Source organism: Aeromonas sp. FDAARGOS 1418, assembly GCF_019048585.1.
Taxonomy (GTDB): Bacteria; Pseudomonadota; Gammaproteobacteria; order Enterobacterales; family Aeromonadaceae; genus Aeromonas; species Aeromonas caviae.
In genome coordinates this window covers 3,903,131-3,928,908 of the sequence record NZ_CP077387.1, presented here as the reverse complement: position 1 = coordinate 3,928,908, position 25,778 = coordinate 3,903,131, and the positions used below count along the sequence as shown (strand labels likewise).

Below are 25,778 nucleotides of genomic sequence, written 5' to 3'. Positions count from 1 at the left end.
CAACATGAAAAGGCCCCTCGGGGCCTTTTCATGTTTGGGGTCACACCTACTGGACCAGCCTGCGGGCCTGCCAGTAGCGGCTGTTCCAGTAGACGTTGTCGAGGCGCGATCGGATCACGCCCTTGCTGGTGGAGGCGTGGATGAACTCACCTGCCCCGGTGTAGACCCCGACGTGGTACTGCTGCCAGCCGGTCTTGAAGAAGACCAGGTCCCCGTGCTGGAGACGGTATCTGTCCACCGGGCGGCCGAGACTCGCCTGGGATTCCGTGGTGCGGGGCAGGGTGAAGCCCAGCACCTGGCTGTAGGCGAGCTGGGTGAAGGCGGAGCAGTCGAGACCGGCGCGGCTGGTACCGCCCATGCGATAGGGCACGCCGCGCCACTGCTGATAGAAGTTGTCGAATGCGCCGCTCTGGCGCACGGGAGGGGGAGGCTCCGGCGTACTGGAGCAGGCGGCGAGAAGCAGGGCCAGCAGGGGCAGCAGCAAGGTGCGAAACATCTCAACTCCTTGATAGGGCACGGGGTTCATCATAGACGATGATCCTGCCTGGAACCTGAATGACAACGGCATTGACGAGTGGCCGCCTGTGGGGGCAGCCACTGGATCACCCCGCCGGTTTGGGGGTAATGAGCGGCGTCAGCAGCTCGGCAATCTTGTAGAAGGTCTGCACCCGGGTGGTGCTGGGACGCCACACCAGGCCTATCTCCCGATAGGGTTTCTCCCCGGGCAGGGGGATGGCCACCAGGTCCGTGTTGTCGAGGATGCCCGCATCTATGGCCATCTGGGGCAGGAAGGTGGTGCCAAGACCGGCCCCCACCATCTGCACCAGGGTGTGCAGACTGGTGGCGGCGAACGGGTTGATCTTGCTCTTGTCCCGCAGCCGGCAGGCGCTCACCGCGTGCTCCGTCAGGCAGTGCTCCCGCTCCAGCAGGAAGATGCTCTGGTTGGGCAGCTCCTTGTAGTCGAACGGCATGTGCAGGCCCGCAGCCATGTGGGAGGGCATCACCATGTGGAAGGGATCCTGGCCGACGGTCTTGCTGTGGAAGCCGCCGATCTCCACCGGCAGCGCCAGGATCAGCAGATCGAGCTGCCCCTGCTCCAGCTGCTTGAGCAGATTGGTGGTGGTGTCTTCCCGCAGCAGCAGCTCCAGATCCGGATAGGCCTTGCCGCACACCTGCAGCAGCTTGCTCAGCAGGAAGGGGGCGATGGTGGGGATGCAGCCCAGGCGCACCGTGCCGTGCATGACGCCCCCCTGCTGCTGCCCCAGCTCCATCAGATCCCGGGCGTCGGAGAGCAGGTTGCGCGCCCGCGCCACGATTTCCATGCCGACCGGCGTCATGATGAAGCTCTTGTGATCCCGCTCCACCAGTTGCAGGTTCATCATGTCCTCCAGGGTCTGGATCCCGGTACTCAGGGTCGACTGGCTGACATGGCAGGCCTTGGCGGCGCGGTTGAAATTCTTGTGCTCGTCCAGAGCGACCAGATACTGGAGCTGCTTCAGGCTGGGCCAACGTTGCATAGGAGAAACCCGATCGATGCTATCTATTTGATTTGATTAATCTACCATCGAGAAGCCCCGTTGTCGTCGACAAATCGGTGCCCCCTGGCAGGCGCACTGCCTCACGCACATGGGGTGGCCTGCGCCGATGAGCTGGTCACCCCTCATTGGTCAGGAGCTTATCCCCTTGTGCCGCGCCATTGAAGGGGCGCCGCCATGGGATGTGACGGGGATCGGCCTTCGGGCGGGGCGCCCTGCGCGCAGGAGCGGCCATAAAAAAACGCGCCGGTGGGCGCGTTTTTGCAGAAGGGGGGCGGACTATTCGTCGAAGATACCGAAGTGATCCTTGGCGAAGTTGACCCGCTGCTCCACGTTCATCTTGACCTGACCCAGCTTCTCGATGGTCTTGAGGTTGGGCACCAGGCCGCGACCGTTGGCGATCTGGATGGCAAGGCCCGGACGGGCGTTGAGCTCCAGCAGCATGGGGCCGCGGAACTTGTCCAGCACCATGTCAGTCCCGATGTAGCCAAGACCGGACATCTCGTAGCAGGAGGCCGCCAGGTTGAGCAGGGTGTCCCAGTGAGGCACCTTCAGATCGTAGAGATCCAGGCCGGTGTCCGGGTGGTGGCGCAGCGGGTTGCCAAACTGCACCGCCCGCAGGGCGCGGCCGGTGCGCAGGCACAGGCCCACCCCCACGGCGCCCTGGTGCAGGTTCGCCTTGCCATCGGAAGCCGAGGTGGAGAGGCGCATCATGGCCATCACCGGGAACCCCTTGAAGATGATCACCCGGGCATCGGGGACCCCTTCGAAGGAGTAGCCGTCGAACACGTCGTCGAAGTTGATGAGCCCTTCCACCAGCGCCACGTCGGGCTTGCCGCCGAGGGAATAGAGCCCCGCCAGGATGTTGGAGACATGGCGCTCCAGATCCTGGCCGTTGGCGGCGCTGCCGTTGGGCTTGTAGAAGAGGCCGTCCTCCTGGCGCAGGATCACCAGGATCCCCTTGCCGCCGGAGCCGCGGGCCGGCTTGATGCAGAAGCCCGGCCAGTCCTTCACCAGCTCGGTGATGCGAGTCACGTCGTGCTGCTCGCGGATTGTGCCGATGAGTTCAGGCACCGTCACCCCCGCATCCAGCGCGATGCGCTTGGTCTTGAGCTTGTCATCCACCAGCGGATAGAGGCGGCGCGGGTTGTAGCGGCTGATGTAGGAGTGGTTGCGCTTGTTCATGCCGAGGATGCCTGCCTGGGACAGGCTCCACGGACTGGTGTATTTCTGCCAGAACCACATCTGTTACTTGTCCTTACCCGGGGTGGCACCAGACTTCATCTCGTCCACCAGCGGCTTGAAGCGCTTGAGTTCGCTCAGCTTGTAGCCGGTGTAGTTACCCATCAACAGCACGGTCGCCATCAGCACCAGCTGCAGGCCGAGGAAGTTGAAGGTGAGGTGACGAATGAGCTCGTTGTCCATGGCCAGGTAGGCGATGACCGCCACCAGCAGGGAACCGCCGCCCTGGCGGAACACCTCTTTGGGACCCTCTTCTTCCCACAGGATGGACATGCGCTCGATGGTCCAGGAGAGGATGATCATCGGGAAGAAGGTGATCTTCATGCCGTCGGTCAGCCCCAGCTTGAAGGCGAACGCCGAGAAGATGCCGATCATCGAGATCACCATGATGATGATCGCCGATATCCGGGCGACCAGCAGCAGGTTCAGCCTCGAGAGGTAGGAGCGGATCACCAGGCCGGTGCCGACGATCAGCAGGAAGCCGATGAGGCCGGTGACCAGCGAGGTCTGGATGAAGGCGACCGCGATCAGCACCGGCATGAAGGTGCCGGAGGTCTTGATCCCCACGATGACCCGCAGGAACACCACCATCAGCACGCCGATGGGGATGAGCAGCAGACCCTTGAACAGGGCTTGCTCTTCCAGGGGCAGGCTGTGGATGGAGAAGTTCATCATCTCGGATTTTTCGAACTTCTGGGCCAGGGCCACGTTGACCGGTTGCTCCTGCTCGATCATCGAGAAGGTGACGCGGGAGTTGTGACCGCCGGTGACGTCCAGCAGGGCGCCGGAGTTGTACTCCCACAGCAGCAGGTTGGCCGGTTGACCCTGTTCACCGCTTTGCGGGTTGAACAGCTTGTAGTCGGTCGGGCTGTTGAAGACCTGCAGGTAATCCACCAGCTCCTGACGGCGACGGCCATCTTCCAGGCTGAGGGCGTGAACCACCCGGGCCGGGACGTCCGCGTTGTTGAGCAGCTCGGCAATCAGATTGGCGCGGCTCTTGTGGGACTTGAGCAGCTCGGCGTTCTGTTCCTGCTTCTCGATCTCCTTGATGATCTCGCGGGTCAGGGTGTAGCCGTCGGCGGAGCGCTCCTGGGCGCGCTCCAGGATCTGCTTCATGGCCGTGGCGTAGGGCTCGCTCTCGATCTGCTTCTCGATGGCGGGCGGCTGCGGGTTGGCGGCGGGCTTGGCATGGGCATCGGCCATCATGTCGACCCGGTAGTAGAGCTCCTGACGGCCGGAGGCGGTGCGGATGGACCACTCGGCGCGGGCATCCCCGTCTTTTTCCACGAACGACAGGCCATAGCCCGGGCTCGCGGCGTTCTCGTTCATCAGGGTGAAGCCGGGCTGGGTGCCCGGAATGGCCAGGGAGGCGATCACCGGCTCGCCGGTGGCCTCGAACTCGAGTTTGGCTTCGATGGACCAGATCTGGCGCTTTTCACCCGGCGTGAGCGGGACGTCCAGTGCGATGTGATGATAGAAGGTCATCCCCAGGCCGACGATGTAGAGCAGGGCGACCAGCAGATAGAACGGCTTACGGGAAACCATGGATTATTTCACATCCTTGAGCTTGGGTTTGGGTTGGATATATTCGCGGGCCACGTCGACCACGGCGATGTCTTTGAGGAATTCACGGCCCAGCAGCACGGGGAAGGTCATGTCGCTGCGGTCCTTCAGGGTAAATTCGGCCTTCTCGGTCATGTCGCCGATGCGCACGGCGAGGCGGACCACGGGGCGACGGTCGAGATCGTCGGCGGAAGCCTGACGGACCCGCACGTGACGCACCAGGGGCGCTTCAATCTGGATCTTGTCGTCCATCTCCTGGTGGCTCAGGAAGAAGCGCACCCAGTTCTTGCCGTTGCGCTCGAAGATGGTGATCTCCTGGGCGCTGATGGAGGAGGTAGTTGCGCCGGTGTCGACCCGGGCCTGGAAGGCGTCGTTGGCGGCGTCAACCCAGATCCACTCCGCTTCACCCACCAGCAGCTTGCCATCGACGGTGTGGCCCTGGCTCGGCGCCGGGCACTTCTCGGCGGGAATGGGCATGGCCTTGGGCGGCTCGGGAGGCAGGGTAGCCAGCTTGCTGTCGACTTTCTTCACGGACTCTTTCATGTTGGTGACATCGGTGTTGAGCTGAACCAGCAGGTGCTGTTGCTGCACATACTGCTTCTGTTGCTGTTCCATGGATGTTTGCAGACGTTGCTCGCTCAACGAGATCTCGTTGCGCAGCTCGGCCAGCGTCAGGGTCGGGGCCGGGGGGGCTTTTTCCATACTGACACACCCGCCGAGACTGAGCAGGGAGAGCAGGGTCATTCCTTTTAATTTGCTTTTCATGTCATTCATTTAACTGTGCTTCCTGGAATTGGGTCAGTGTAACTTCCACAGCCGCCATCGGCTAGTCTTTGGCCTTTCTGGCGATCAGTACGGCACGTTTGGGTGCCGGGTATCCTTCGACCGTGAGTGCAGGATTGTGTGGATCCAGATAGTCACTCAGGGACTCGTTAATCATCCAGTCGGTACGACGCTGTTCGTCGGTGCTGGTCATATTCTCGTCGACGATGCGCACATCGGTGAACCCGCAGCGCTCGACCCAGCGTGTGAGGGCCGCGCTCGAGGGGAGGAACCAGACGTTGCGCATCTTGCCGTAGCGATCGGAGGGCATCAGCACCTGGTTTTCGTCGCCGTCCACCACCAGGGTCTCGAGCACCAGCTCCCCATCGTCTTTGAGCTGGTTGCGCAACTGCTCGATGTGCTCGATGGGGGACTTGCGATGATAGAGCACCCCCATGGAGAAGACGGTGTCAAAGGCCCGCAGATCCGGCAGATCCTGGATACCGAGGGGCAGCAGGTGGGCGCGCTGGTCGTTGTCCATGAAGTGGCGAATGGCTTCGAACTGGCAGAGGAACAGCGGGCTCGGGTCGATGCCGACCGCCAGTTTCGCCCCTTCCCCCACCATGCGCCAGAGGTGGTAGCCGCTGCCGCAGCCCACGTCCAGCACGTAGCGGCCCTGGAGCGGGCTGATGTGGGGCAGCACCCGATCCCACTTCCAGTCGGAGCGCCACTCGGTGTCGATGTGGATGCCGTGCACATGGAAGGGGCCCTTGCGCCAGGGCATGAGCTGGCGCAACAGGCTCTCGGTCTTCTTGCGCTCACCCTCTCCCAGGCTATCGGAGCCGCCGATGGCGACCCGCTCTTTGAGCTCGATCCGGCCGGGGGCCACGACGGGCAGCTTGGCGAGGGCGCGGTTCCAGCGCGGCAGATCCCCGTGCAGGTTGTCGTGCTGCCAGGCGTGCAGCTGGGCGGGCAGGGTGTGCAGCCAGTGGCTCAACCTGTTCTTGGCGATCAGTTGATAAAAATGGGCGAAATCGATCATGGCTTAGTTGGTGTCGCTGGCTTTGATGGCAATCATGGAGCCGAAGTTGAAGCACTGGAACCAGAGGTCCAGGTGGGTGAAGCCGGCGTCCCGCAGGCGCGCCTGATGGACCGCCAGGGTGTCGGTGCGCATCACGTTCTCAAGGGCGGTGCGCTTCTGGCTGATTTCCAGCTCGCTGTAGCCGTTGGCCCGCTTGAAGTCGAGGTGCAAGTCGATGAGCAGCTCGTTGACCTGCTCGTCATCGAAGCGGAACTTCTCGCTCAGGATGAGGATGCCGCCGGGGCGCAGGCCGTCAAATATGCGCGCGATGAGGGCGGCCCGCTTCTCGGGGGCGACGAACTGCAGGGTGAAGTTGAGCACCACCACGGAGGCGTTCTCGATGGGGATGTCGCAGATGTCCGCCTCCACCAGATCCACCGGCACCTCGGACTTGAAGCCCGAGAGGTGAGCGCGGGCCCGCTCGATCATGGGGTGGGAGAGATCCACCGCCGTGATCTGGCAACCGGGCTGGGTGACGTGGCGGCGCATGGCCTGGGTCGCGGCGCCGAGGGAGCAGCCGAGATCGTAGAGGCGGCTCTGGGGCTGGGCGTAGCGGGCGGCCATCATGCCGATGGCGGAGATGATGTTGCTGTAACCGGGCACCGAGCGCTGGATCATGTCGGGGAAGACGTCGACGACCTGCTCGTCAAAGCAGAAGTCTCCCAGACGGGCAATGGGGGCGGCAAAAATCTGATCGTGCATGCTGACGCAACCTGACAGCCGGTGTGGTGGGCGGCTGTTTTATTCAATTGAATCTTGGGTGGACGGGCATCGAAATGGCGTCGTCACCGGTTGACGAACGGGGTGGCTTGCTCCGGGATCCTTCGGGCTGCCCCTGTTCGCAACGGGCCATGGTCCGGGCCCTCAGGGTGCCGGGCTGGGGTGGGCAACGCATTGCCATGCACCCAGGCCCGGGACCTTACTTGGGGCGCTAGTGTAGAGGAAAGGTGGGCGTTTGTCTTGACGCCAACCCCGGTGGGACCACAAAAAAAGCGGCTTTTTTTGGGGACGGAGAAGGGGCGGGGAGGGGGCCGCTCAAAAGGGCAGCACCCCCTGGCGGGCGCGATCGTTTTCTCCCGGCCAGGGGGCCATCTCCTGGCCGAGCAGGCGGCTGATCTGCCGTGCGAGTTCGGGGGCCAGGGCATTGTCGGCGGTGTGAACAAAGAGGTAGAGATCCTTGCCCTCCTGGAGCCATTGTTTCCAATGTGGCAACCATGGTGGCAAAAATGGGTGATTGTCCTCGATTTGAGGCAAACCAATCAGGCGCACCACCGGGGCACCCCCCGTGGCCAGCAGATGGACCGGCAACCTGGGTTTCTTGCCCTGGGCATCGATCATGGCGGCCGTGGTGGCGGGCACCGAGAAGAGCGGGCGGCTGTCGAGCATGATGCGATTGATGCCCCGCGCCATCAGCATCCGGTTGAGGGCCCGTTCCGCCTCCCCCTTGGCGAAGAAATCGGGGTGGCGCACCTCGAGGGCATAGGTGAAATCCTGGGGCAGCCGCGCGAAGAAGGCATCCAGACGGGCCAGCCCCTCTGGCCCGAAGCGGGCGGGCAGTTGCAGCTTGAGCAGCCCCAGCTTGTCATGCAGGGGGGCCAGCAGGCGGATGAAGGCCGTCACCTGTTTGTCCGCGCTCACCAGATCGCTCTGGTGGCTGATCTCCTTGGGAAACTTGAAGCTGAAGCGAAAGTGGTCGGGGACCGCATCGGCCCAGCGCTGCACCGTCTCCGGGGTCGGCGAGGCGTAGAAGGTGGTGTTGCCCTCCACGGAGTTGAACACCCGGGCATAGTCGGCGAGGTGCTCGGCGGGCCTGGCATTCATCCCCAGCAACTGGCCGGGCCAGGCCGGGTGTGACCACTGGGGCAGGCCCAAATAGAGGCTCATGATGGTTCCTGTCGGCAGGTTGGCGCACTTTTGCCCTCCTTTTTGCGCCAGAACAACAAAAAACAGGGTAAAGGGGGCTGCGGGCCATTTTACCCAAATGGAGGTTTTCCTCTATAATGCCAACCCTTTTGTTTGCCACATTGTCGTAATGCGCGCGACCGAGCCCCCGGGTGACGATGATCGCGGCCCGGCAGTGGCCAGACAACGACGCCAGCCGATACCCCGGCGCCCACTCGTCATCCCGGTCGGGAGCGGGGGCATGCCTGGGACGGCGGCAAGAATCCGGCTCGGGGAGCCGGATGACCCGAGACAGATTTCAAACCGGGCAAGAAGCAGGATCTGGCCAGCTGTGAGACAGACGGTGCTTGCCAGTCGTGCCCGGCGACCCAGGATGAACCGTCTCTCTACCATTTCGAAGGAAGAAGTCCATGCGCTCTATCTATTGCGGACAGGTCAATGAGGCCCATGCCGGGCAGACCATTACATTGTGCGGTTGGGTCCATCGTCGTCGTGATCTCGGCGGCCTCATCTTTATCGACATGCGCGACCGCGAGGGCATCGTGCAGGTGTTCTTCGATCCGGACAAGCCGGACGCCTTTGCCCTGGCCTCCGAGCTGCGCGGCGAGTTCTGCATCCAGGTGACCGGCGTGGTGCGTACCCGCCCCGACTCCCAGCGCAACAGCGACATGGCCACCGGTGCCATCGAGGTGTTCGCCCACGAGCTCACCATCATCAACCGTGCCGAGCCGCTGCCCCTTGACTTCAACCAGGTCAACAGCGAAGAGGTGAGCCTCAAGTACCGCTACCTGGACCTGCGTCGTCCCGAGATGGCCAAGTACCTGAAGACCCGTGCCAAGGCCAGTGCCTTCGTGCGCCGCTTCATGGACGAGCACGGCTTCCTCGACATCGAGACCCCGATGCTGACCAAGGCGACCCCGGAAGGGGCCCGTGATTACCTGGTGCCGAGCCGCGTGCACAAGGGCAAGTTCTACGCCCTGCCGCAGTCCCCCCAGCTGTTCAAGCAGTTGCTGATGATGTCCGGCTTCGACCGCTACTACCAGATCGTCAAGTGCTTCCGCGACGAAGACCTGCGTGCCGACCGCCAGCCGGAATTCACCCAGATCGACGTGGAGACCTCCTTCATGACCGCGCCCCAGGTGCGTGAAATCATGGAAGAGATGATCCGCAAGCTCTGGCTGCACATCCTGAACGTGGACCTGGGTGACTTCCCCATCATGACCTTCGACGAAGCCATGCGCCGCTTCGGCTCCGACAAGCCGGACCTGCGCCTGCCGATGGAGCTGGTGGACGTGGCAGATCTCTTGACCGAGGTGGAGTTCGCCGTGTTCGCCGGTCCTGCCAAGGATCCGAAAGGCCGTGTGGCGGCCCTGAAGGTACCGGGCGGCGCGGAGCTGTCTCGCAAGCAGATCGACGAGTACACCAAGTTCGTCGGCATCTACGGTGCCAAGGGCCTGGCCTGGATGAAGGTCAACGAAGCCGGGAGCGGCCTCGAAGGGGTGCAGTCCCCGGTGGCCAAGTTCCTCTCTGACGCCATCGTGCGCGAGATCCTGGCCCGCACCGGCGCGATGGATGGCGACATCATCTTCTTCGGCGCCGACTCCAAGAAGGTGGTGTGCGATGCCATGGGCGCCCTGCGCTTGAAGGTGGGCCGCGATCTGGGCCTGGTGGAGAACGTCTGGAAGCCGCTCTGGGTCATCGACTTCCCCATGTTCGAAGAAGATGGCGAAGGCGGCCTGGCGGCCATGCACCACCCCTTCACCGCCCCGAGCAACCTGGGCCCGGCCGAGCTGAAAGCGAATCCGGTGGGCGCTTACGCGAACGCCTACGACATGGTGATCAACGGCTACGAAGTGGGTGGCGGCTCTGTGCGTATCCACAACAGCGAGATGCAGTCCACCGTGTTCGACATCCTGGGGATCACCCCGGACGAGCAGCGTCTGAAGTTCGGCTTCCTGCTGGATGCCCTGAAATACGGCACCCCGCCCCACGCCGGCCTGGCCTTCGGTCTGGACCGCCTCAGCATGCTGCTGACTGGCACCGACAACATCCGGGATGTCATCGCCTTCCCGAAAACCACGGCGGCCGCCTGTCTGATGACAGACGCCCCGAGCTTTGCCAACCCGGCCCAACTGGGCGAGCTGGCGATTGCGACCACCGTCAAGGGTGACGAATAAGCCGTTATCGGCAACAAAGGCCGCAGCGATGCGGCCTTTCCCGTTTCCCCCTGGGCGCAACCAGTGTTACTGAAATTTCCAACTATAACGGAGAGTCCCTATGGCAGGTCACAGTAAATGGGCCAACATCAAACACCGCAAGGCGGCGCAAGACGCCAAGCGCGGCAAGATCTTCACCAAGCTGATCCGCGAAATCACCACCTCCGCGCGTCTGGGTGATGCCGATCCTGCCAACAACCCCCGCCTGCGTGCGGCGGTGGCGGCAGCCCTGACCAGCAACATGACCCGCGACACCATCAACCGCGCCATCGCCCGTGGGGCCGGCGGCGGTGACGGCGAGCAGCTCGAGACCATCGTGTACGAAGGGTACGGCCCGGCCGGTTCCGCCGTCATGGTGGAGTGCCTGACCGACAACCGCAACCGTACCGTGGCCGAAGTGCGTCACGCCTTCAGCAAGTGCGGCGGCAACCTGGGGACCGACGGCTCCGTGGCCTATCTGTTCACCAAGAAGGGGGTGCTGACCTTCGTGGGCGCCGATGAAGACGCCCTGATGGACGCCGCGCTGGAAGCCGGTGCCGACGACGTAGTGACCGAAGAAGATGGCACCATCGAGGTCTACACCACTCCGAACGACTTCGGCACCGTGCTGGACGGTCTGGAAGCCGCCGGCTTCAAGCCCGAGAGCGCCGAAGTGACCATGATCCCCTCCACCGAGGCGGAACTGGATGCCGAGACCGCGCCCAAGCTGATGCGCCTCATCGACATGCTGGAAGATCTGGACGACGTGCAGGAGGTGTACCACAACGGCTCCATCTCCGACGAGATTGCCGCGACCCTGTAATTGCCTCTCGGGAACGCTGTGAGACCCAGGGCAAGGGGAGGGCGACCACAACGGTCCTCTCCCCCGGCTCCGACGAGATCGCCGGCCGCTCGCGACCCTGTTCAGGTTCGCGAACATACAGGTGCGACACCTTGTTCACCTTCGCAAAAACGGCAGCCCGGGCTGCCGTTTTTTTATGTGCCAGACCGCGCACCTCCCCTTGTGGTTCGATTTCCTCTCTTAATGTTCGCTTAAGTTTGCCGTCCTAGGATGACCCCGTATCTGGACCTCCCTGGCTCTTTTCCTGTTTTTCAGGGCCGAGTGTCGGGATGGTCACCACGAAGCCTGCTGGCAGGTTGTTAGTTCCACTGGTTTGTCGGAGTCTCTCTATGCGTCTCACTCTGGGAGTGATGAAGGTCAATCTGTTGCTGGTGCTGCTGTTTGCACTGGTCTTCAACTGGCCCATTTTCCTGCACTTTTATCGCATCCTCACCGCCCTTGAACACGTCAAGGCGGGGTTTGTCCTCTCCATACCCCTGGTGCTGGTGGCGGCCCTCAACGCGGTGTTCCTGCCCTTTACCTTCCGTTATCTGCTCAAGCCCTTTTTCGCATTGCTCATCCTGACCGGCTCCCTGGTCAGCTACGCCATGCTCAAGTACGGGGTGATCTTCGACATGGGCATGATGCAGAACATCATCGAGACCAACAGCGGGGAGGCGGGCTCCTACCTCAACGGTTCCGTGGTGCTCTGGTTCCTGCTGACCGGCCTGTTGCCGGTGCTGGTACTGCTGTGGGTGAAGATTGAGTATCCCCGTCCCTGGTACAAGGGACTGGGTCTGCGCCTCGGCTCCATCGCCCTCTCCTTGCTGTTTCTGGTGGGGGCTGCCGCCCTCTATTACCAGGATTACGCCTCGGTCGGGCGCAACAACAAGTCCCTCGGCAAGGAGATAGTGCCCGCCAACTATGTGCACGGGCTCTACAAGTACGCCCGGGATGTGGTCTTCGCCACTCCCATTCCCTACCAGCAGATCGGCACCGATGCCAGGGTGATCGGCCAGCATGAGAAGCCGACCCTGATGTTCCTGGTGGTGGGGGAGACGGCCCGCAGCCAGAACTACTCCCTCAACGGCTACAAGAAGGAAACCAACGGCTTCACCGAGAAGGAGGCCAATGTGGTCTCATTCAGGAACGTGCGCTCCTGCGGCACCGCCACAGCGCTCTCCGTGCCATGCATGTTCTCGAACATGACCCGGCGCGGCTATGACGAGGCCAAGGCCCAGTCCCAGGATGGCTTGCTGGACGTGCTGCAACATGCCGGGATCTCGGTGCTCTGGAAGGAAAACGACGGCGGCTGCAAGGGGGTGTGCAAAAACGTTCCCACCATCGAGATTGAGCCCAAGGCATTCCCCGCATACTGCTCCGGCAATGCCTGTCATGACGAGGTGCTGTTGCAGGGGCTGGATCAGCAGATCGCCGACATGCAGGGCAAGCAGGGCAGCAAGCTGGTGGCCTTCCACCTGATGGGCAGCCACGGTCCGACCTACTATCGCCGCTACCCGGCCGCCGATCGCGTCTTCCTGCCGGACTGCCCGCGCAGCGACATCGAGAACTGCAGCAACGAAGAGCTGGTGAACACCTATGACAACACCATCCGCTACACCGACAAGGTGCTTGCCCAGCTCATCGACAAGCTCAAGAGCCTGGAGAGCCAGTACAACGTGGGGCTGGTCTATCTGTCGGATCACGGTGAATCCCTCGGCGCCATGGGGCTCTATCTGCACGGCACCCCCTACAAGTTCGCACCGGACGATCAGACCCGGGTGCCGCTCCTGACCTGGTTCTCTCCCCAGTTGCAGGCAGACCGTCAGCTCAATCTGGATTGCCTGCAACAGGAGGCAGCCAGCAAGCGCTTCTCCCACGACAACCTGTTCCACTCCATGCTCGGCATCATGGACGTGCAGACCCAGGTCTATGACGGCAAGCTGGATCTGTTCAAACCGTGCCGGGCGGGGTAAATGGGCCAGAACGGTTGAGCGGCACGACAACCTGTTGCCCCGCACCATGCTCGGCATCATGGACGTGCAGACCCAGGTCTATGACGGCAAGATGGATCTGTTCAAACCGTGCCGGGCGGGATAAATGGGCCCGAGCGGTTGAGCGGCACGACGACCTGTTGCCCCGCACCATGCTCGGCATCATGGACGTGCAGACCCAGGTCTATGACGGCAAGCTGGATCTGTTCAAGCCGTGCCGGGCGGGGTAAATGGGCCCGAGCGGTTGAGCGGCACGACAACCTGTTGCCCCGCACCATGCTGGGCATCATGGACGTGCAGACCCAGGTCTATGACGGCAAGCTGGATCTGTTCAAGCCGTGCCGGGCGGGGTGAATGGGCCCGAGCGGTTGAGCGGCACGACGACCTGTTGCCCCGCACCATGCTTGGCATCATGGACGTGCAGACCCAGGTCTATGACGGCAAGCTGGATCTGTTCAAGCCGTGCCGGGCGGGGTAAACCGGCGAAAACAGACCATAAAAAAACGGCAGCCACTGGCTGCCGTTTTCGTGTCCGAAGGGGTGGGCCTACTTCTGCTCCATGATGATCTGCAGCAGATCCCCTTCCAGCAGGGAGCGCTTGACCAGGGCGAAGCCGCCGATGGTGGGCTGGTTCTGGAAGCGCGCCTTCACGATGGGCAGGCCGCGATGGAAACTTGGCAGAGACTGGTGCTCGACACAGCGGCGGATGGCCGGGATCAGGATCTCTTCGGCGGCGGTGATTTCACCGGCGATGAGCACCTTCTGGGGGTTGAACAGGTTGACCGTGATGGCGATGGCGCGCCCCAGGTGCTCCCCCACGTTCTCGATCACGCTGCGGGCCAGCTCGTCACCGGCCACCGCCGCCTTGCACACCTCCTGGATGGTGATGTGCTTCTCCTGCAGCGAGCTCAGGTGGCCGCGGCTGATGAGCTCCTTCACCTTGTCGACGATGGCCTCGTTGGAGGCGATGGTCTCCAGGCAGCCGAAGTTGCCGCAGTGGCAGCGCTTGCCAAGGGGTTCGACCTGGATGTGGCCTATTTCGCCGACGTTGCGGTTCTGGCCAAGAAACACCTTGCCCTTGGTGATGATGCCCGAGCCCGTCCCCTGGTGGACACTCACCAGGATGGAGTCCATGCAGTCGCGGGACTCGCCGAAGAAGTGCTCGGCCAGCGCCAGCGAACGGGTGTCGTTGCCCACGTAGCAGGGGAGGTTGAAGTGGTGCTCCAGGAGCTTGGCGAGCCCCAGGTTGCGGATCTGGTAGGTGGGGGTGTAGATGACCATGCCGGATTCCGGGTTGACCAGACCCGGCATGGTCAGCGCGATGCTGATGAGGTTGCGGCTGCGATCCTGATTGGCGTCGATGAAGGCGCCAATCTCCCGCAGCAGCATGTCCACCACGGGTTGCTGCTCGATCTCGGTCACCTGGGTGATGTGCTGATCGAGCTCCTTGCCGTCGAGGTCATACAGGGAGAGCTGCAGGTAGCCGCGACCCAGCTTGGCGGACACAAACTGGAAGCGATGCTTGATGGTGGTCAGGGAGATGGCGCGGCGCCCGCCGGTGGAGGCTTGCGGCGAGGTTTCCCTGATGAGGCCGTGCTCGATCAGTTGCCGGGTTATCTTGGTCACGCTGGCCGGGGCCAGCTGACTCAACTCGGCAATTTTGACCCGCGAGATGGGCCCCTGCAGGTCAATGAGGCGATAGACGACCGCACTGTTTACCTGCTTGATAAGATCTACGTTTGCTATTTGTCCGCCAGTCATAGTGTCACTGTGTTGTGTAGTGTCCGTTAACCACGGTCCCGCAGACCGCGAAGGCCTGATCAAAGACGGTGAGGTTGGCAATTTTTCCGACCTGGATACTACCGAGACGCGAGTCCCATCCAATGGCGCGAGCGGGGTAAAGGGTGGCCATTCTCAGTGCTTCGTCGAGCGGCAATCCGACCTGTTTGACCAGATTTTCCACCCCTTCGATCATGGTGAGGGCGGAGCCGCCGAGTGTACCATTCTCATCGACGCACTGACCATCGCGGAAATAGACGGTTGCGCCGCAAAAATCAAATTTCTCAAAGCCTTCCGGTGCACCTGCCGCCGCCGTTGCATCGGTGACCAGCACCAGCCGCTCCCCCAGCATCCTGTGCGCCAGGCGCACGTTGGCCCAGTGTACGTGGTGGCCGTCGACGATGATGCCCGCATAGACATCCTTGCGATCGTAGATGGCACCGACCACGCCGGGCTCGCGACCATTCAGGGTCGGGGTCATGGCGTTGTAGAGGTGGGTGGCAAAGCGCATGCCGTTGTCAAAGCCCGCCATGGCCTGATCGTAGTTGGCGGCGGTGTGGCCGGCGGAGACCAGGATGCCGGCCTCCACCAGACGGCGGATGTGCTCGGGCTTGTTGCGCTCCGGCGCCAGGGTGATCTTGGCGATGGCGTCTGCGTTGTCGCAGAAGAAGTCGATCATCTCGTCGGCGGGCTGGCGGATCTGTTCGGCCGGGTGGATCCCCTTGCGCTTGAGGTTGGTGTAGGGCCCTTCCAGATGGACGCCAAGCACCTCGTTGGGGTGGGCGGCCATGTAGTCGCGGGTGACGGCGACGGCCTGCTTCATGTCCGCATCCGGGCTGGTGATCAGGGTCGGCAGGAAGCTGGTGGTCCCGGATTTCAGGTTGGCCGCCTGCATGGTGGCCAGGGTGTCCGTGGTGATGTGACCGTTGAACATGACGCCACCGCAGCCGTTGAGCTGGACGTCGATGAAGCCGGCGCTGAGGTTGGCGCCGTGGAGGTCAATCTGCTCGATGCCGGCAGGCAGTTCTGCCTGGCGGGAGATGGCGACAATCTTGTCGCCATCGATGACCACGCCATAACCGGTGAGCACGCAGCTGCCGGTGTAGAGAGTGCAATTAGTCAGAGCGTACATGGGAGCTCCTCAGAGGTGCTTGATATTGTCGGCTTCCAGTTGCTGGAAGTAGCGCACCGTCTTGACCTTCAACTCCATGGTGGAAGGTTCGTCGCACACCACAATCCCTTTCGGATGCAGTTGCAGGGTGGAGATGGTCCACATGTGGTTGACGCTGCCCTCCACGGTGGCCTGCAGGGCCTGGGCCTTGGCGTGACCGACCACCAGGATCAGGATCTCTTCGGCGTCCATCAGGGTGCCGACGCCCACGGTCAGGGCCAGCTTGGGCACCTGCTCCATGTCGCCGCCAAAGAAGCGGGAGTTGGCGATGCGGGTGTCTTCGGTCAGGGTCTTGACCCGGGTACGGGAAGCCAGGGAAGAGGCCGGTTCGTTGAAGGCGATGTGGCCGTCATTGCCGACGCCGCCCATGAACAGGTGGATTTTGCCGTAGGACTTGATCTTGTCTTCGTAGCGCTGGCACTCGGCCACCAGATCCTCGGCGTTGCCATTGAGGATGTTGATGTTTTCCGGGCGAATGTCCACGTGATTGAAGAAGTTGTTGTGCATGAAGCTGTGATAGCTCTCCGGATGTTCCTTGGGCAGCCCCACGTACTCGTCCATGTTGAAGGTGACCACGTTCTGGAAGCTCACCTCGCCGGCTTTATGCAGCTCAATCAGGCGCTTGTAGGTGTTGAGCGGGGTGCCGCCAGTGGGCAGACCCAGCACGAAGGGGCGCTCGGCAGTGGGTTTGAACGCATTGATGCGGTCAACGATGTAACGGGCAGACCAGAGACCCACCTGGCTGGCAGACTTCAACGGGATCAGGCGCATTTTATATACCTCAGTACGGTTGCCGCACAGGGAGTGACGGCAAGGGACCAGACACGGATTCAAGTTGTTTTATAGCGTAAATAAAGATTGCGAACTAAGCCACATCTATCGGCTACCTTTATCTCTGTTGAGTGATAATGATCACGAAAGCTGGTTTATTAATTTGCGCAGCGAAATAAAACACATAGACTGCCAATCAAGCCTTGATGGCTTATGCGTCGAACGTGATAAGCACTTAATTTCTAGAAAAACACCAACTAAGGAGAGGAACCGTGAACATTCTCGGTTATTTGCAAAAGATCGGCCGTGCCCTGATGGTGCCGGTAGCGGTATTGCCTGCCGCCGCGATCCTGATGGGGATTGGCTACTGGATTGACCCGAACGGTTGGGGTGGCGGAAGCCCTCTGGCTGCGTTTCTGATCAAGGCGGGCGCCGCCATCATCGACAGTATGCCCATTCTGTTCGCCGTCGGCGTCGCTTACGGTATGTCCAAGGATAAAGACGGTTCCGCCGCGCTGGCCGGTCTGGTCGGCTTCCTGGTGGTCACCACCCTGCTGAGCCCGGGCGCCGTGGCCCAGATCAAGGGCATCCCGGCCGACCAGGTGCCGGCAGCCTTTGCCAAGATCAGCAACCAGTTCGTCGGCATCCTGTGTGGTGTCATCGCCGCCGAGCTCTACAACCGCTTCAGCAGCGTGGAGCTGCACAAGGCGCTGGCCTTCTTCTCCGGTCGTCGTCTGGTGCCGATCGTGACCTCCGTGGTGATGATCGTGGTCTCCTTCATCCTGATGGCCGTCTGGCCGGTCATCTACGGTGGCCTGGTGAGCTTCGGTGAATCCATCGTCAGCATGGGCTCCACCGGTGCCGGCATCTACGCCTTCTTCAACCGTCTGCTGATCCCGGTCGGTCTGCACCACGCCCTGAACTCCGTGTTCTGGTTCGACGTGGCCGGCATCAACGACATCCCGAACTTCCTGGGTGGCCAGTCCTCCATCGACGCTGGCAAGGCTGTCGTGGGCGTGACCGGCATGTACCAGGCCGGCTTCTTCCCCATCATGATGTTCGGTCTGCCGGGTGCCGCACTGGCCATCTACCACAGCGCGAAGAAAGAGAACAAAGAGAAGGTTGCGTCCATCATGATCGCTGCCGCCTTTGCCGCCTTCTTCACCGGGGTGACCGAGCCGCTCGAGTTCTCCTTCATGTTCGTGGCGCCGGTACTGTACGTCATCCACGCCCTGCTGACCGGTATCTCCGTGTTCATCGCAGCCTCCATGCACTGGATCGCCGGTTTCGGCTTCAGCGCCGGTCTGGTGGATATGGTGCTCTCCAGCCGCAACCCGCTGGCGACCCAGTGGTACATGCTGCTGGTACAGGGTCTGGTCTTCTTCGGCCTCTACTACGTGGTCTTCCGCGCCGTGATCGCCAAGTTCAACCTGAAAACCCCGGGTCGTGAAGATGACGAAGCCGTGCCGGTACAGGCTCAAACCACCGACCGCACCGAGCTGGCCAAGCAGTATCTGGAAGTGCTGGGTGGTCAGGAGAACCTGGTGACCATCGATGCCTGCATCACCCGTTTGCGTCTGACCCTGAAAGACCGCAGCATCGTTGACGAGCGCAAGCTCAAAGCCCTGGGCGCGGCCGGTGTGGTCAAGCTCGGTGAGCAGAACCTGCAGGTGATTCTGGGCCCATTGGCCGAGATCATCGCCGGTGAGATGAAAGCCCTGCGTTAATCGAGCGACTCGCTCACCTCAAGTCTAAGTCCATTGTTGACATAACTAAGGGCCCCGCCTCGGGGCCCCATATAAAAAAAGCCAAGAAAATCCAACCTTTACTTCAAATGAGAGCAGCAGTTATGAACTTGAAACATTCTCTGTTAGCCATTGCCATGTCTACCGTTTTCGCCGGTCCCGCACTTGCAGCCGATGCTGCCAGGCAAGCCGTGGTCGACGCCCTCGCCAGCAACCTAGTTGTCAAGTACGAAGTCGTCACCAACGACGGTGCCGGCGCCGGTCTTGACTGCCAGGCGCTGGGCTCCGAGTGGGCGAGCTGCGGCGTTGCCAAGCTGCACCTGACCAATACCGGTGCCGACGTCACCTCCAAGGACTGGAGCATCTATGTCTCCTCCATCCGCCGCATCCAGCGGGTGGACAACGACCAGTTCACCATCACCCACCTGACCGGCGACCTCTATCGTTTGACGCCGACCGAGAAGTTCCAGGGCTTTGCCAAGGACGCCACGGTCGAGGTGCCCCTGGTGGTGGAATACTGGGTATTGTTCGAATCTGACATCATGCCGAACTGGTATGTCGCCAGTGAAGGGGCCGAGCCGAAAGTGCTGGCCAGCATGAGCAACATCGACGATGCCAGCACCTACGAGAAGCCGATGCCGGCCGATGGCTGGAAGCGCACCAAGGATGACAACAACATCCTGATGAACAGCGAGACCCGTTTCGCCGCGAACCAGACCAGTACCCTGCTGCCTGCCGGCAAGATTGACGACCGCATCCTGCCAAGCCCGATGAAGCAGGTGGTCAAGGCCGGCCCGCAAGTCGACTTCTCCACCATCAAGCTCAATGCCCTTGACCTGCCGAGCGATCGCGCCGAGGCCCTGAAGGCGCAACTGACCAAGCTGGGTGTTACCCTCTCCGACACCGGCTACCCGGTCACCATCAAGCTCGGCAGCAAGCTCAAGCAGGCCGAAGGCTACGACATGACCATCGGCAAGAAGGGCACCGTCATTCAGGGGCACGACGTTGACGGCGCCTTCTGGGGCGCCCAGTCCCTGATCTCTCTGCTGGGCGTTGACGACAAGCTGGTGAGCCAGATGAGCGTCGAGGATGCGCCGCGCTTTGAATACCGTGGCATGCAGACCGACGTGGCCCGTCACTTCAGAAGCCCGGAGACCATGAAGAAGCTGGTTGACCAGATGTCCGCCATGAAGCTCAACGTGCTGCACCTGGGGCTGACCAACGATGAAGGCTGGCGTCTGGAGATCCCGGGCCTGCCGGAGCTGACCGACGTCGGCAGCCAGCGTTGCCATGACGAGTCCGAAACCAAGTGCCTGATGCCGCAGCTTGGCTCCGGCCCCACCAGCGACAACCAGGGCTCCGGTTTCTACAGCAAGGCGGACTACATCGACCTGGTACGCTATGCCAAGGCCCGCGGTGTGACAGTGATCCCCGAGATCAACATGCCGGCCCACGCCCGTGCCGCCGTGGTCTCCATGGAGGCGCGCTACAAGCGTCTGATGAGCGAGGGCAAAGAAGCCGAGGCCAACCAGTTCCGTCTGACTGACCCGGCCGATACCTCCAACGTCACCTCGGTACAGTTCTACGACAAGATGTCCTTCATCAACCCCTGCCAGCCGGGTGCCGCCACCTTCGTTGCCAAGGTGATGGATGAAGTGGCCCAGATGCACCAGGCCGCCGGCCAGCCGCTGACCGCCTGGCACTACGGTGGTGACGAGGCGAAGAACATCATGCAGGGCGGTGGTTACCAGGATCCGGCCGTCACCAAGAAAGAAGATCTGGTGGCCTGGAAGGGCAACGTCGACTCCAGCAAGCAGGACAAGCCGTTCGGCAAGTCCCCCATGTGCCAGAAGATGATCGACGATGGCAAGATCAAGGACGTGGCCGAGCTGCCGGTCTACTTTGCCAAGGAAGTGAGCGAGATGGTCAAGGGCCACGGCTTCTCCACCCTGCAGGCGTGGGAAGATGGCCTGAAGTACGCCACGGATGCCAGCGTATTCGCCACCGACAAGACCCGGGTTAACTTCTGGGAAACCCTCTACTGGGGTGGCTTCAACGAGGCGATGAAGTGGGCGCACAAGGGTTATGACGTGGTGCTCTCCAACCCGGATTACCTCTACTTCGACTTCCCGAACGAGGTGCACCCGGCTGAGCGTGGCTACTACTGGGCAACCCGCTTCAACGACACCCGCAAGGTGTTTGCCTTCGCCCCGGAAAACCTGCCGCAGAACGCCGAGACCTCGGTTGACCGCGACGGCAACGCCTTCGTGGCCAAGGGTGACCAGGATCCGGTCAAGTTCAAGGGGATCTCCGGTCAGCAGTGGAGTGAAACCGTGCGCACCGATGCCCAGTACGAATACATGGTCTATCCGCGCATCTTCTCCGTGGCCGAGCGCGCCTGGCACAAGGGCGGCTTCGAGCTCGATTACGTGAAGGGTCGCGAGTTCTCCGGCACCACCAAGCATGTCAACAAGGCCACCCTGAACAAGGAGTGGAACCAGTTTGCCAACGTGCTGGGTCAGCGCGTACTGCCGAAACTGGACCAGGCCGGGGTGGAATATCGCCTCTCCGTACCGGGTGCCAAGGTGGTGAACGGTGTGCTGGAAGCGAACGTGGATCTGCCGGGTCTGCCCATCCAGTACAGCCTGGACGGCAAGAGCTGGAGCGCCTACGACGCTGCCGCCAAGCCGACCGTGGATGGCAAGGTCTACCTGCGTACCACCAGCTTCGATGGCAAGCGCACCAGCCGCGTCACCGAGCTGAACTGATAGCTAGCCTTCAATCCATAACGCAAGGTGGGTCGCAAGACCCGCCTTTCCCAAGGTCGATGGCCATCGGGTTTGGGAAAGGTTGACTCTGCGTGTGAACCTTTGTTGTGTGTGTTTTGTCTGTTTTTCATCACTTGAGACCCCGCCCCGTGCGGGGCTTTTTTTGACCAGGATCTCTGCAATTTCTCCCGTTTCGCCGTTTTTGGTGCGCCAATGACCCGAATTGGCCAAATTCAGGTTGAGGCAGGGCGCGTAATGAGGGATCATACCCGGCTTGACGGCGGGGGTATGAGGGTGCCAGCCGGCACAACGTCCGCCAGTGACGCATTTTTGAGGTGAGCCATGAGTCAGGCGAACAGCCCAACTAACTTTATTCGTCAGATCATTGATGAAGATCTGGCCAGCGGTAAGCACAGCAGCGTGCATACCCGTTTCCCGCCGGAGCCGAACGGTTATCTCCATATCGGCCACGCCAAATCCATCTGCCTGAACTTCGGCATCGCCCGCGACTATCAGGGTCAGTGCAACCTGCGTTTCGATGACACCAACCCGGCGAAGGAAGACATCGAGTTCGTGGAGTCCATCAAGCAGGACGTCCAGTGGCTGGGCTTCCAGTGGAGCGGCGAGATCTGCTACTCCTCCGACTATTTCCACAAGCTGCATGGCTACGCCATCGAGCTCATCGAGAAGGGGCTGGCCTATGTGGACGAGCTCTCCCCGGAGCAGATGCGCGAATACCGCGGCACCCTGACTGCCCCTGGCAAGAACAGCCCGTTCCGCGATCGCAGCGTGGAAGAGAACCTGGCCCTGTTCGCCAAGATGAAAAACGGTGAGATGGCCGAAGGCTCCGCCTGCCTGCGCGCCAAGATCGACATGGCATCCCCCTTCATGGTGATGCGCGATCCCGTCATCTATCGCATCAAGTTTGCCCATCACCACCAGACCGGTGACGAGTGGTGCATCTACCCGATGTATGACTTCACCCACTGCATCTCGGACGCCCTGGAGGGGATCACCCACTCCCTGTGTACCCTGGAGTTCCAGGACAACCGTCGCCTGTATGACTGGGTGCTGGACAACATCAGCATCGACTGTCACCCCCGTCAGTACGAGTTCTCCCGTCTGAACCTCGAATACACCGTCATGTCCAAGCGCAAGCTGAACCTGCTGGTAACCGAGGGGCACGTGAACGGCTGGGATGATCCGCGCATGCTGACCGTCTCCGGTCTGCGCCGCCGTGGTTACACCCCGGCCTCCATCCGCGAGTTCTGCAAGCGCATCGGTGTGACCAAGCAGGATAACATCGTCGAGATGAGCATGCTGGAAGCCTGCATCCGCGACGATCTCAACGAGAACGCCCCGCGCGCCATGGCCGTGCTGCACCCGGTGAAGGTGGTGATCGAGAACCTGGCGGCCGACGAGGTGCTGACAGCCCCTGCGCACCCGAACAAGCCGGAGATGGGGACCCGTGAGCTGCATTTCTCCCGCGAAATCTTCATCGACGAGGCGGACTTCAAAGAGGAAGCCAACAAGCAGTTCAAGCGACTGGTGCTGGGCAAGGAAGTGCGCCTGCGCAACGCCTACGTCATCAAGGCCGAGCGGGTCGAGAAGGATGCGGACGGCAAGGTCACCTGCATCTACTGCTCTTACGACCCCGAGACCTTGGGCAAGGATCCGGCGGACGGTCGCAAGGTGAAAGGGGTGATCCACTGGGTCAGCGCCACTCACTCCCTGCCGGCCGAAGTGCGTCTCTATGACCGTCTGTTCAAGGTGCCGAACCCGGGCGCCGAGGATGACTTCGAAGCGGCCCTGAATCCGGAATCCCTGGTGATCATCGAAGGGGCCCGGGTGGAGGCTTCCCTGAAGGATGCCAAGCCGGAGTTTGCCTACCAGTTCGAGCGTGAAGGTTACTTCTGCGCCGACAACAAGCTCTCCAGCGCCGAGCGCCTGGTGTTCAACCGCACCGTGGCCCTGCGTGACGTCTGGGGCAAGGCCGAGGCCTGATAGAAGAGGGCAGGGGAGACCCTGCCGCTTCTGGTTCGGATTGCGGACACAAAAAAGCCAGCATCATGCTGGCTTTTTTATTGCGCTGACCCGGCCGAATCAATCGTCGTGCTTGCAGTCACCGTTGGCGCAGTGGCCATACAGGTAAAGGCTGTGGTTGGTCAGGCGGATGTTGTGCGCCTTGGCGATGTCGCGCTGGCGCTGTTCGATCACCTCGTCGGAGAACTCGATCACCTTGCCGCAGTCGAGGCAGACCAGGTGGTCGTGGTGCTCCTGGGTGGCGAGCTCGAACACCGACTTGCCCCCTTCGAAATGGTGACGGGTGACGATACCGGCATCATCAAACTGGTTGAGAACGCGATAAACGGTAGCGAGACCAATCTCCTCGCCCTGATCTATCAGCCGTTTGTACAGATCTTCCGCACTGGTGTGCTGGCAGTCAGGCTGTTGCAGGATTTCCAGGATCTTGACACGGGGCAAGGTGATCTTGAGCCCGGCCTTTTTTAACGCTTGGTTGTTGTCTGCCATTTCTATTTATTCGCATTCTCGAAGGTGTGGTTATTCTGATTGACTGCCGCTGTAATGGCAACCACGAACTCGCTTGGCCTGTCATTATAGGTCGTAGCCAAGTTAAAAATAAACCCAGCAATTCAAGGGCTTTAGATCATCAAGCCCGTCATGGGAATATTCAGGCCCGCTTGCTCGACCAGAGAATGTTGATACTATGTGACTTCTTTATAGTCTGGTCGGATGAGATCCATGGATTGGCTTTTCGGCAATGCCGCCTGGGTGCGCTGCGCCCTCAACGCCTGGCCCCCCTTCTGGGGCGCAGGCATCAAGATAGAAACCCTGAGCCCCGATTTCCGCTTCTGCCGGGTCACTCTCAAGTCCCGCTGGTGGAACAAGAATGCCAACCGGACCCAGTTCGGTGGCAGCATGTTCGCCATGACGGATCCCATCTACCCGTTGATGCTGATGGGATATTTCAAGAACCGCTACTACGTGTGGGACAAGGCGGGCAGCATCAATTTCATCAAGCCGGGCAAGGGCAAACTGGTGGCGGAGTTCACCCTGAGCGACGCCAAGCTGGCCTCGATCGTGGCGGCGACCGAGGGGGGGGAGAAGCACTTTCCCGAGTTCGAGGTGCAGGTGCAGGATGGCCAGGGCGAGCTGGTGGCCCAGGTGAAGCGCACCCTCTATGTCAGATCCAAGCCCCAGCACAGGGGTGGCTGAAAGCCTGCTGCAGATGCAACAAGGGCCCCGTCGGGGCCCTTGTTGCATGAAGAGGGAGGGAGATCAGATCACTCCAGCTCGCCCAGGCACATCTCTTCGTGCAGCTGTTTGCACCAACCCTTGACGCGCTCGGCGGTCAGCTCGGGCTGGCGATCTTCGTCGATGCCCAGGCCCACGAAGTGCTTGTCATCCACCAGCGCCTTGGAGGCTTCGAACTCGTAGCTCGCGGTCGGCCAGTGGCCGATGATGATGGCGCCCTTGGCTTCGACGATGTCACGCAGGGTGCCCATGGCGTCGAGGAAGTACTCGGCATAGTCTTCCTGATCGCCGCATCCGAAGATGGCCACCAGCTTGTTGTTGAAGTCGATCTCTTCGAGTTCGGGGAAGAAGTCGTCCCAATCGGCCTGGGCTTCGCCGTAGTACCAAGTCGGGATGCCGAACATCAGCAGATCGAAGCTGTCGATGTCGGCCTTGCTGCTCTTGGCAATGTCACGGACTTCAATCAGTTGTTTGCCCAGTTCTTTCTGGATCATCTTGGCGACAGCTTCGGTATTACCGGTATCGCTGCCGAAAAACAGACCTACACTAGCCATAGTGTTTCGTTACCCGTATCTGGTGTTGATGCTTGACGGTTCAGATTGCGATGCCTGCTGCATGAGCAGACTCGATCTGTTGCTTCAGGATAGATTGGATCAGCTCGGCTCGGCTGACGTTCTGTTGCAGCGCAAGTTGGTTCAGGCGCTCCAGCAACTCGGCTTCCACCTTTAACTCGACCCGTTTCAGCCCGTTCTCACGATCGCGCTTGAGCTGGTTGCGCTTGTTGATCTTGAGCTGGGTCTCGCGGGGGAGTGGATTGGTCTTTGGCCTGCCGGGGCGCTTCTCAGTTGCGAACAGATCCAGTGTTGTTCGATCAGTTTGCTGTTTGGCCATACATCACAGATGAAAAGTAGTTAGCCGATCCCTGAGCCTTCCCAGCCCATTTCGATCAGCCCCTTGGCGACAAAACCCGCGCAACCCAGAAACAGCACCAGCCAGACGATGAAGCGGCCGAAGCGGGGCACATTGCCCCGTTTGAGCACGTCCTGAATGGCCAGACCAATCAGCAGGAAGATGGCCACGAAGAACAGTTTCAGGCCCAGACTCTCGATGAGATCGATGTGTTCACTCAGCATGGATTGCGCGCACTCCTTAA

At 61.3% G+C, this 25,778-nt stretch carries 23 protein-coding genes; 7 read left to right on the top strand and 16 right to left on the bottom strand.

Annotation, left to right across the window (positions count from 1 at the left end; all coding sequences use genetic code 11):
- Window positions 1-46: 46 nt before the first annotated feature.
- The 8 genes from I6L48_RS18280 to I6L48_RS18245 form a co-directional block, all read right to left on the bottom strand.
- On the bottom strand, window positions 47-496 hold the full coding sequence (locus I6L48_RS18280) for a C40 family peptidase (protein WP_029314241.1): 450 nt from the start codon (window positions 494-496) through the stop codon (window positions 47-49).
- Window positions 497-602: 106 nt separating this feature from the next.
- Entirely contained in the window at window positions 603-1,517 is a 915-nt protein-coding gene (locus I6L48_RS18275) for a hydrogen peroxide-inducible genes activator (protein WP_010674086.1), read from the bottom strand.
- Between the two features lie 297 nt (window positions 1,518-1,814).
- Window positions 1,815-2,780, bottom strand: a complete 966-nt coding sequence (locus I6L48_RS18270) for an alpha-L-glutamate ligase-like protein (RefSeq protein WP_039039849.1) — start codon at window positions 2,778-2,780, stop codon at window positions 1,815-1,817.
- Window positions 2,781-2,783: 3 nt separating this feature from the next.
- On the bottom strand, window positions 2,784-4,322 hold the full coding sequence (locus I6L48_RS18265) for an inactive transglutaminase family protein (RefSeq protein ID WP_010674088.1): 1,539 nt from the start codon (window positions 4,320-4,322) through the stop codon (window positions 2,784-2,786).
- 3 nt (window positions 4,323-4,325) lie between these two features.
- A complete protein-coding gene (locus I6L48_RS18260) occupies window positions 4,326-5,084 on the bottom strand; it encodes an ATP-dependent zinc protease (protein WP_180321035.1) in 759 nt (252 codons plus the stop codon).
- An 82-nt stretch (window positions 5,085-5,166) separates the two neighbouring features.
- Window positions 5,167-6,144 (bottom strand): tRNA 5-methoxyuridine(34)/uridine 5-oxyacetic acid(34) synthase CmoB, encoded by a 978-nt coding sequence (gene cmoB / locus I6L48_RS18255; RefSeq protein WP_113070481.1) that lies wholly within the window; start codon window positions 6,142-6,144, stop codon window positions 5,167-5,169.
- A 3-nt stretch (window positions 6,145-6,147) separates the two neighbouring features.
- Window positions 6,148-6,885 carry a carboxy-S-adenosyl-L-methionine synthase CmoA gene (gene cmoA / locus I6L48_RS18250; protein WP_042882621.1) on the bottom strand — a complete coding sequence of 246 codons (738 nt, stop codon included), beginning with the start codon at window positions 6,883-6,885 and terminating at the stop codon, window positions 6,148-6,150.
- Window positions 6,886-7,218: 333 nt separating this feature from the next.
- Window positions 7,219-8,067 (bottom strand): DUF72 domain-containing protein, encoded by an 849-nt coding sequence (locus I6L48_RS18245; protein ID WP_041212707.1) that lies wholly within the window; start codon window positions 8,065-8,067, stop codon window positions 7,219-7,221.
- A 428-nt stretch (window positions 8,068-8,495) separates the two neighbouring features.
- Between I6L48_RS18245 and aspS the strand changes: the two genes are divergently transcribed.
- The 3 genes from aspS (at window position 8,496) to I6L48_RS18230 (ending at window position 13,097) form a co-directional block, all read left to right on the top strand.
- Window positions 8,496-10,262, top strand: a complete 1,767-nt coding sequence (gene aspS, locus I6L48_RS18240) for an aspartate--tRNA ligase (protein ID WP_045525291.1) — start codon at window positions 8,496-8,498, stop codon at window positions 10,260-10,262.
- Between the two features lie 100 nt (window positions 10,263-10,362).
- The gene (locus I6L48_RS18235; protein ID WP_010674094.1) at window positions 10,363-11,103 is read left to right on the top strand and encodes a YebC/PmpR family DNA-binding transcriptional regulator; all 741 of its coding nucleotides are present in this window, start codon (window positions 10,363-10,365) and stop codon (window positions 11,101-11,103) included.
- A 368-nt stretch (window positions 11,104-11,471) separates the two neighbouring features.
- Window positions 11,472-13,097, top strand: a complete 1,626-nt coding sequence (locus I6L48_RS18230; RefSeq protein ID WP_113070480.1) for a phosphoethanolamine transferase — start codon at window positions 11,472-11,474, stop codon at window positions 13,095-13,097.
- A gap of 564 nt (window positions 13,098-13,661) precedes the next feature.
- Here I6L48_RS18230 and I6L48_RS18225 read toward each other — a convergent pair.
- Genes I6L48_RS18225 through nagB form a run of 3 tightly spaced genes read right to left on the bottom strand, consistent with a single transcriptional unit; the run spans window position 13,662 to window position 16,836 of the window.
- Window positions 13,662-14,876, bottom strand: coding sequence for an ROK family protein (locus tag I6L48_RS18225; RefSeq protein ID WP_010674096.1), 1,215 nt, complete (start codon window positions 14,874-14,876; stop codon window positions 13,662-13,664).
- Between the two features lie 4 nt (window positions 14,877-14,880).
- Window positions 14,881-16,026: an N-acetylglucosamine-6-phosphate deacetylase gene (gene nagA / locus I6L48_RS18220; protein ID WP_042878134.1), complete on the bottom strand. Its 1,146-nt coding sequence runs from the start codon at window positions 16,024-16,026 to the stop codon at window positions 14,881-14,883.
- 9 nt (window positions 16,027-16,035) lie between these two features.
- The gene (gene nagB / locus I6L48_RS18215; protein ID WP_010674098.1) at window positions 16,036-16,836 is read right to left on the bottom strand and encodes a glucosamine-6-phosphate deaminase; all 801 of its coding nucleotides are present in this window, start codon (window positions 16,834-16,836) and stop codon (window positions 16,036-16,038) included.
- A 272-nt stretch (window positions 16,837-17,108) separates the two neighbouring features.
- Here nagB and nagE point away from each other — a divergent pair, with 272 nt between their 5' ends.
- Together nagE and I6L48_RS18205 are read left to right on the top strand one after the other, a co-directional pair.
- The gene (gene nagE, locus I6L48_RS18210; RefSeq protein WP_039039841.1) at window positions 17,109-18,563 is read left to right on the top strand and encodes an N-acetylglucosamine-specific PTS transporter subunit IIBC; all 1,455 of its coding nucleotides are present in this window, start codon (window positions 17,109-17,111) and stop codon (window positions 18,561-18,563) included.
- Between the two features lie 122 nt (window positions 18,564-18,685).
- Window positions 18,686-21,349: a beta-N-acetylhexosaminidase gene (locus tag I6L48_RS18205; RefSeq protein ID WP_113070479.1), complete on the top strand. Its 2,664-nt coding sequence runs from the start codon at window positions 18,686-18,688 to the stop codon at window positions 21,347-21,349.
- A 3-nt stretch (window positions 21,350-21,352) separates the two neighbouring features.
- Here the strand turns inward: I6L48_RS18205 and I6L48_RS18200 are convergent, their stop codons facing one another.
- The gene (locus I6L48_RS18200) at window positions 21,353-21,775 is read right to left on the bottom strand and encodes a hypothetical protein (RefSeq protein WP_182976762.1); all 423 of its coding nucleotides are present in this window, start codon (window positions 21,773-21,775) and stop codon (window positions 21,353-21,355) included.
- Here I6L48_RS18200 and glnS point away from each other — a divergent pair.
- Window positions 21,692-23,353 (top strand): glutamine--tRNA ligase, encoded by a 1,662-nt coding sequence (glnS, locus tag I6L48_RS18195; protein WP_010674101.1) that lies wholly within the window; start codon window positions 21,692-21,694, stop codon window positions 23,351-23,353. The genes I6L48_RS18200 and glnS overlap by 84 nt on opposite strands.
- Before the next feature lie 99 nt (window positions 23,354-23,452).
- Here the strand turns inward: glnS and fur are convergent, their stop codons facing one another.
- On the bottom strand, window positions 23,453-23,881 hold the full coding sequence (fur, locus tag I6L48_RS18190; RefSeq protein ID WP_010674102.1) for a ferric iron uptake transcriptional regulator: 429 nt from the start codon (window positions 23,879-23,881) through the stop codon (window positions 23,453-23,455).
- Window positions 23,882-24,112: 231 nt separating this feature from the next.
- Between fur and I6L48_RS18185 the strand changes: the two genes are divergently transcribed.
- Window positions 24,113-24,586 carry a DUF4442 domain-containing protein gene (locus I6L48_RS18185; RefSeq protein WP_010674103.1) on the top strand — a complete coding sequence of 158 codons (474 nt, stop codon included), beginning with the start codon at window positions 24,113-24,115 and terminating at the stop codon, window positions 24,584-24,586.
- Between the two features lie 68 nt (window positions 24,587-24,654).
- Here the strand turns inward: I6L48_RS18185 and fldA are convergent, their stop codons facing one another.
- From fldA to I6L48_RS18170, 3 genes are read right to left on the bottom strand one after another with little or no spacing between them, the layout of a single operon-like run.
- The gene (gene fldA, locus I6L48_RS18180) at window positions 24,655-25,179 is read right to left on the bottom strand and encodes a flavodoxin FldA (RefSeq protein WP_010674104.1); all 525 of its coding nucleotides are present in this window, start codon (window positions 25,177-25,179) and stop codon (window positions 24,655-24,657) included.
- A gap of 40 nt (window positions 25,180-25,219) precedes the next feature.
- Window positions 25,220-25,516 (bottom strand): LexA regulated protein, encoded by a 297-nt coding sequence (ybfE, locus tag I6L48_RS18175; protein ID WP_005325670.1) that lies wholly within the window; start codon window positions 25,514-25,516, stop codon window positions 25,220-25,222.
- Window positions 25,517-25,536: 20 nt separating this feature from the next.
- Window positions 25,537-25,758 carry a DUF2788 domain-containing protein gene (locus I6L48_RS18170; RefSeq protein ID WP_010674106.1) on the bottom strand — a complete coding sequence of 74 codons (222 nt, stop codon included), beginning with the start codon at window positions 25,756-25,758 and terminating at the stop codon, window positions 25,537-25,539.
- Between the last annotated feature and the right edge of the window lie 20 nt (window positions 25,759-25,778).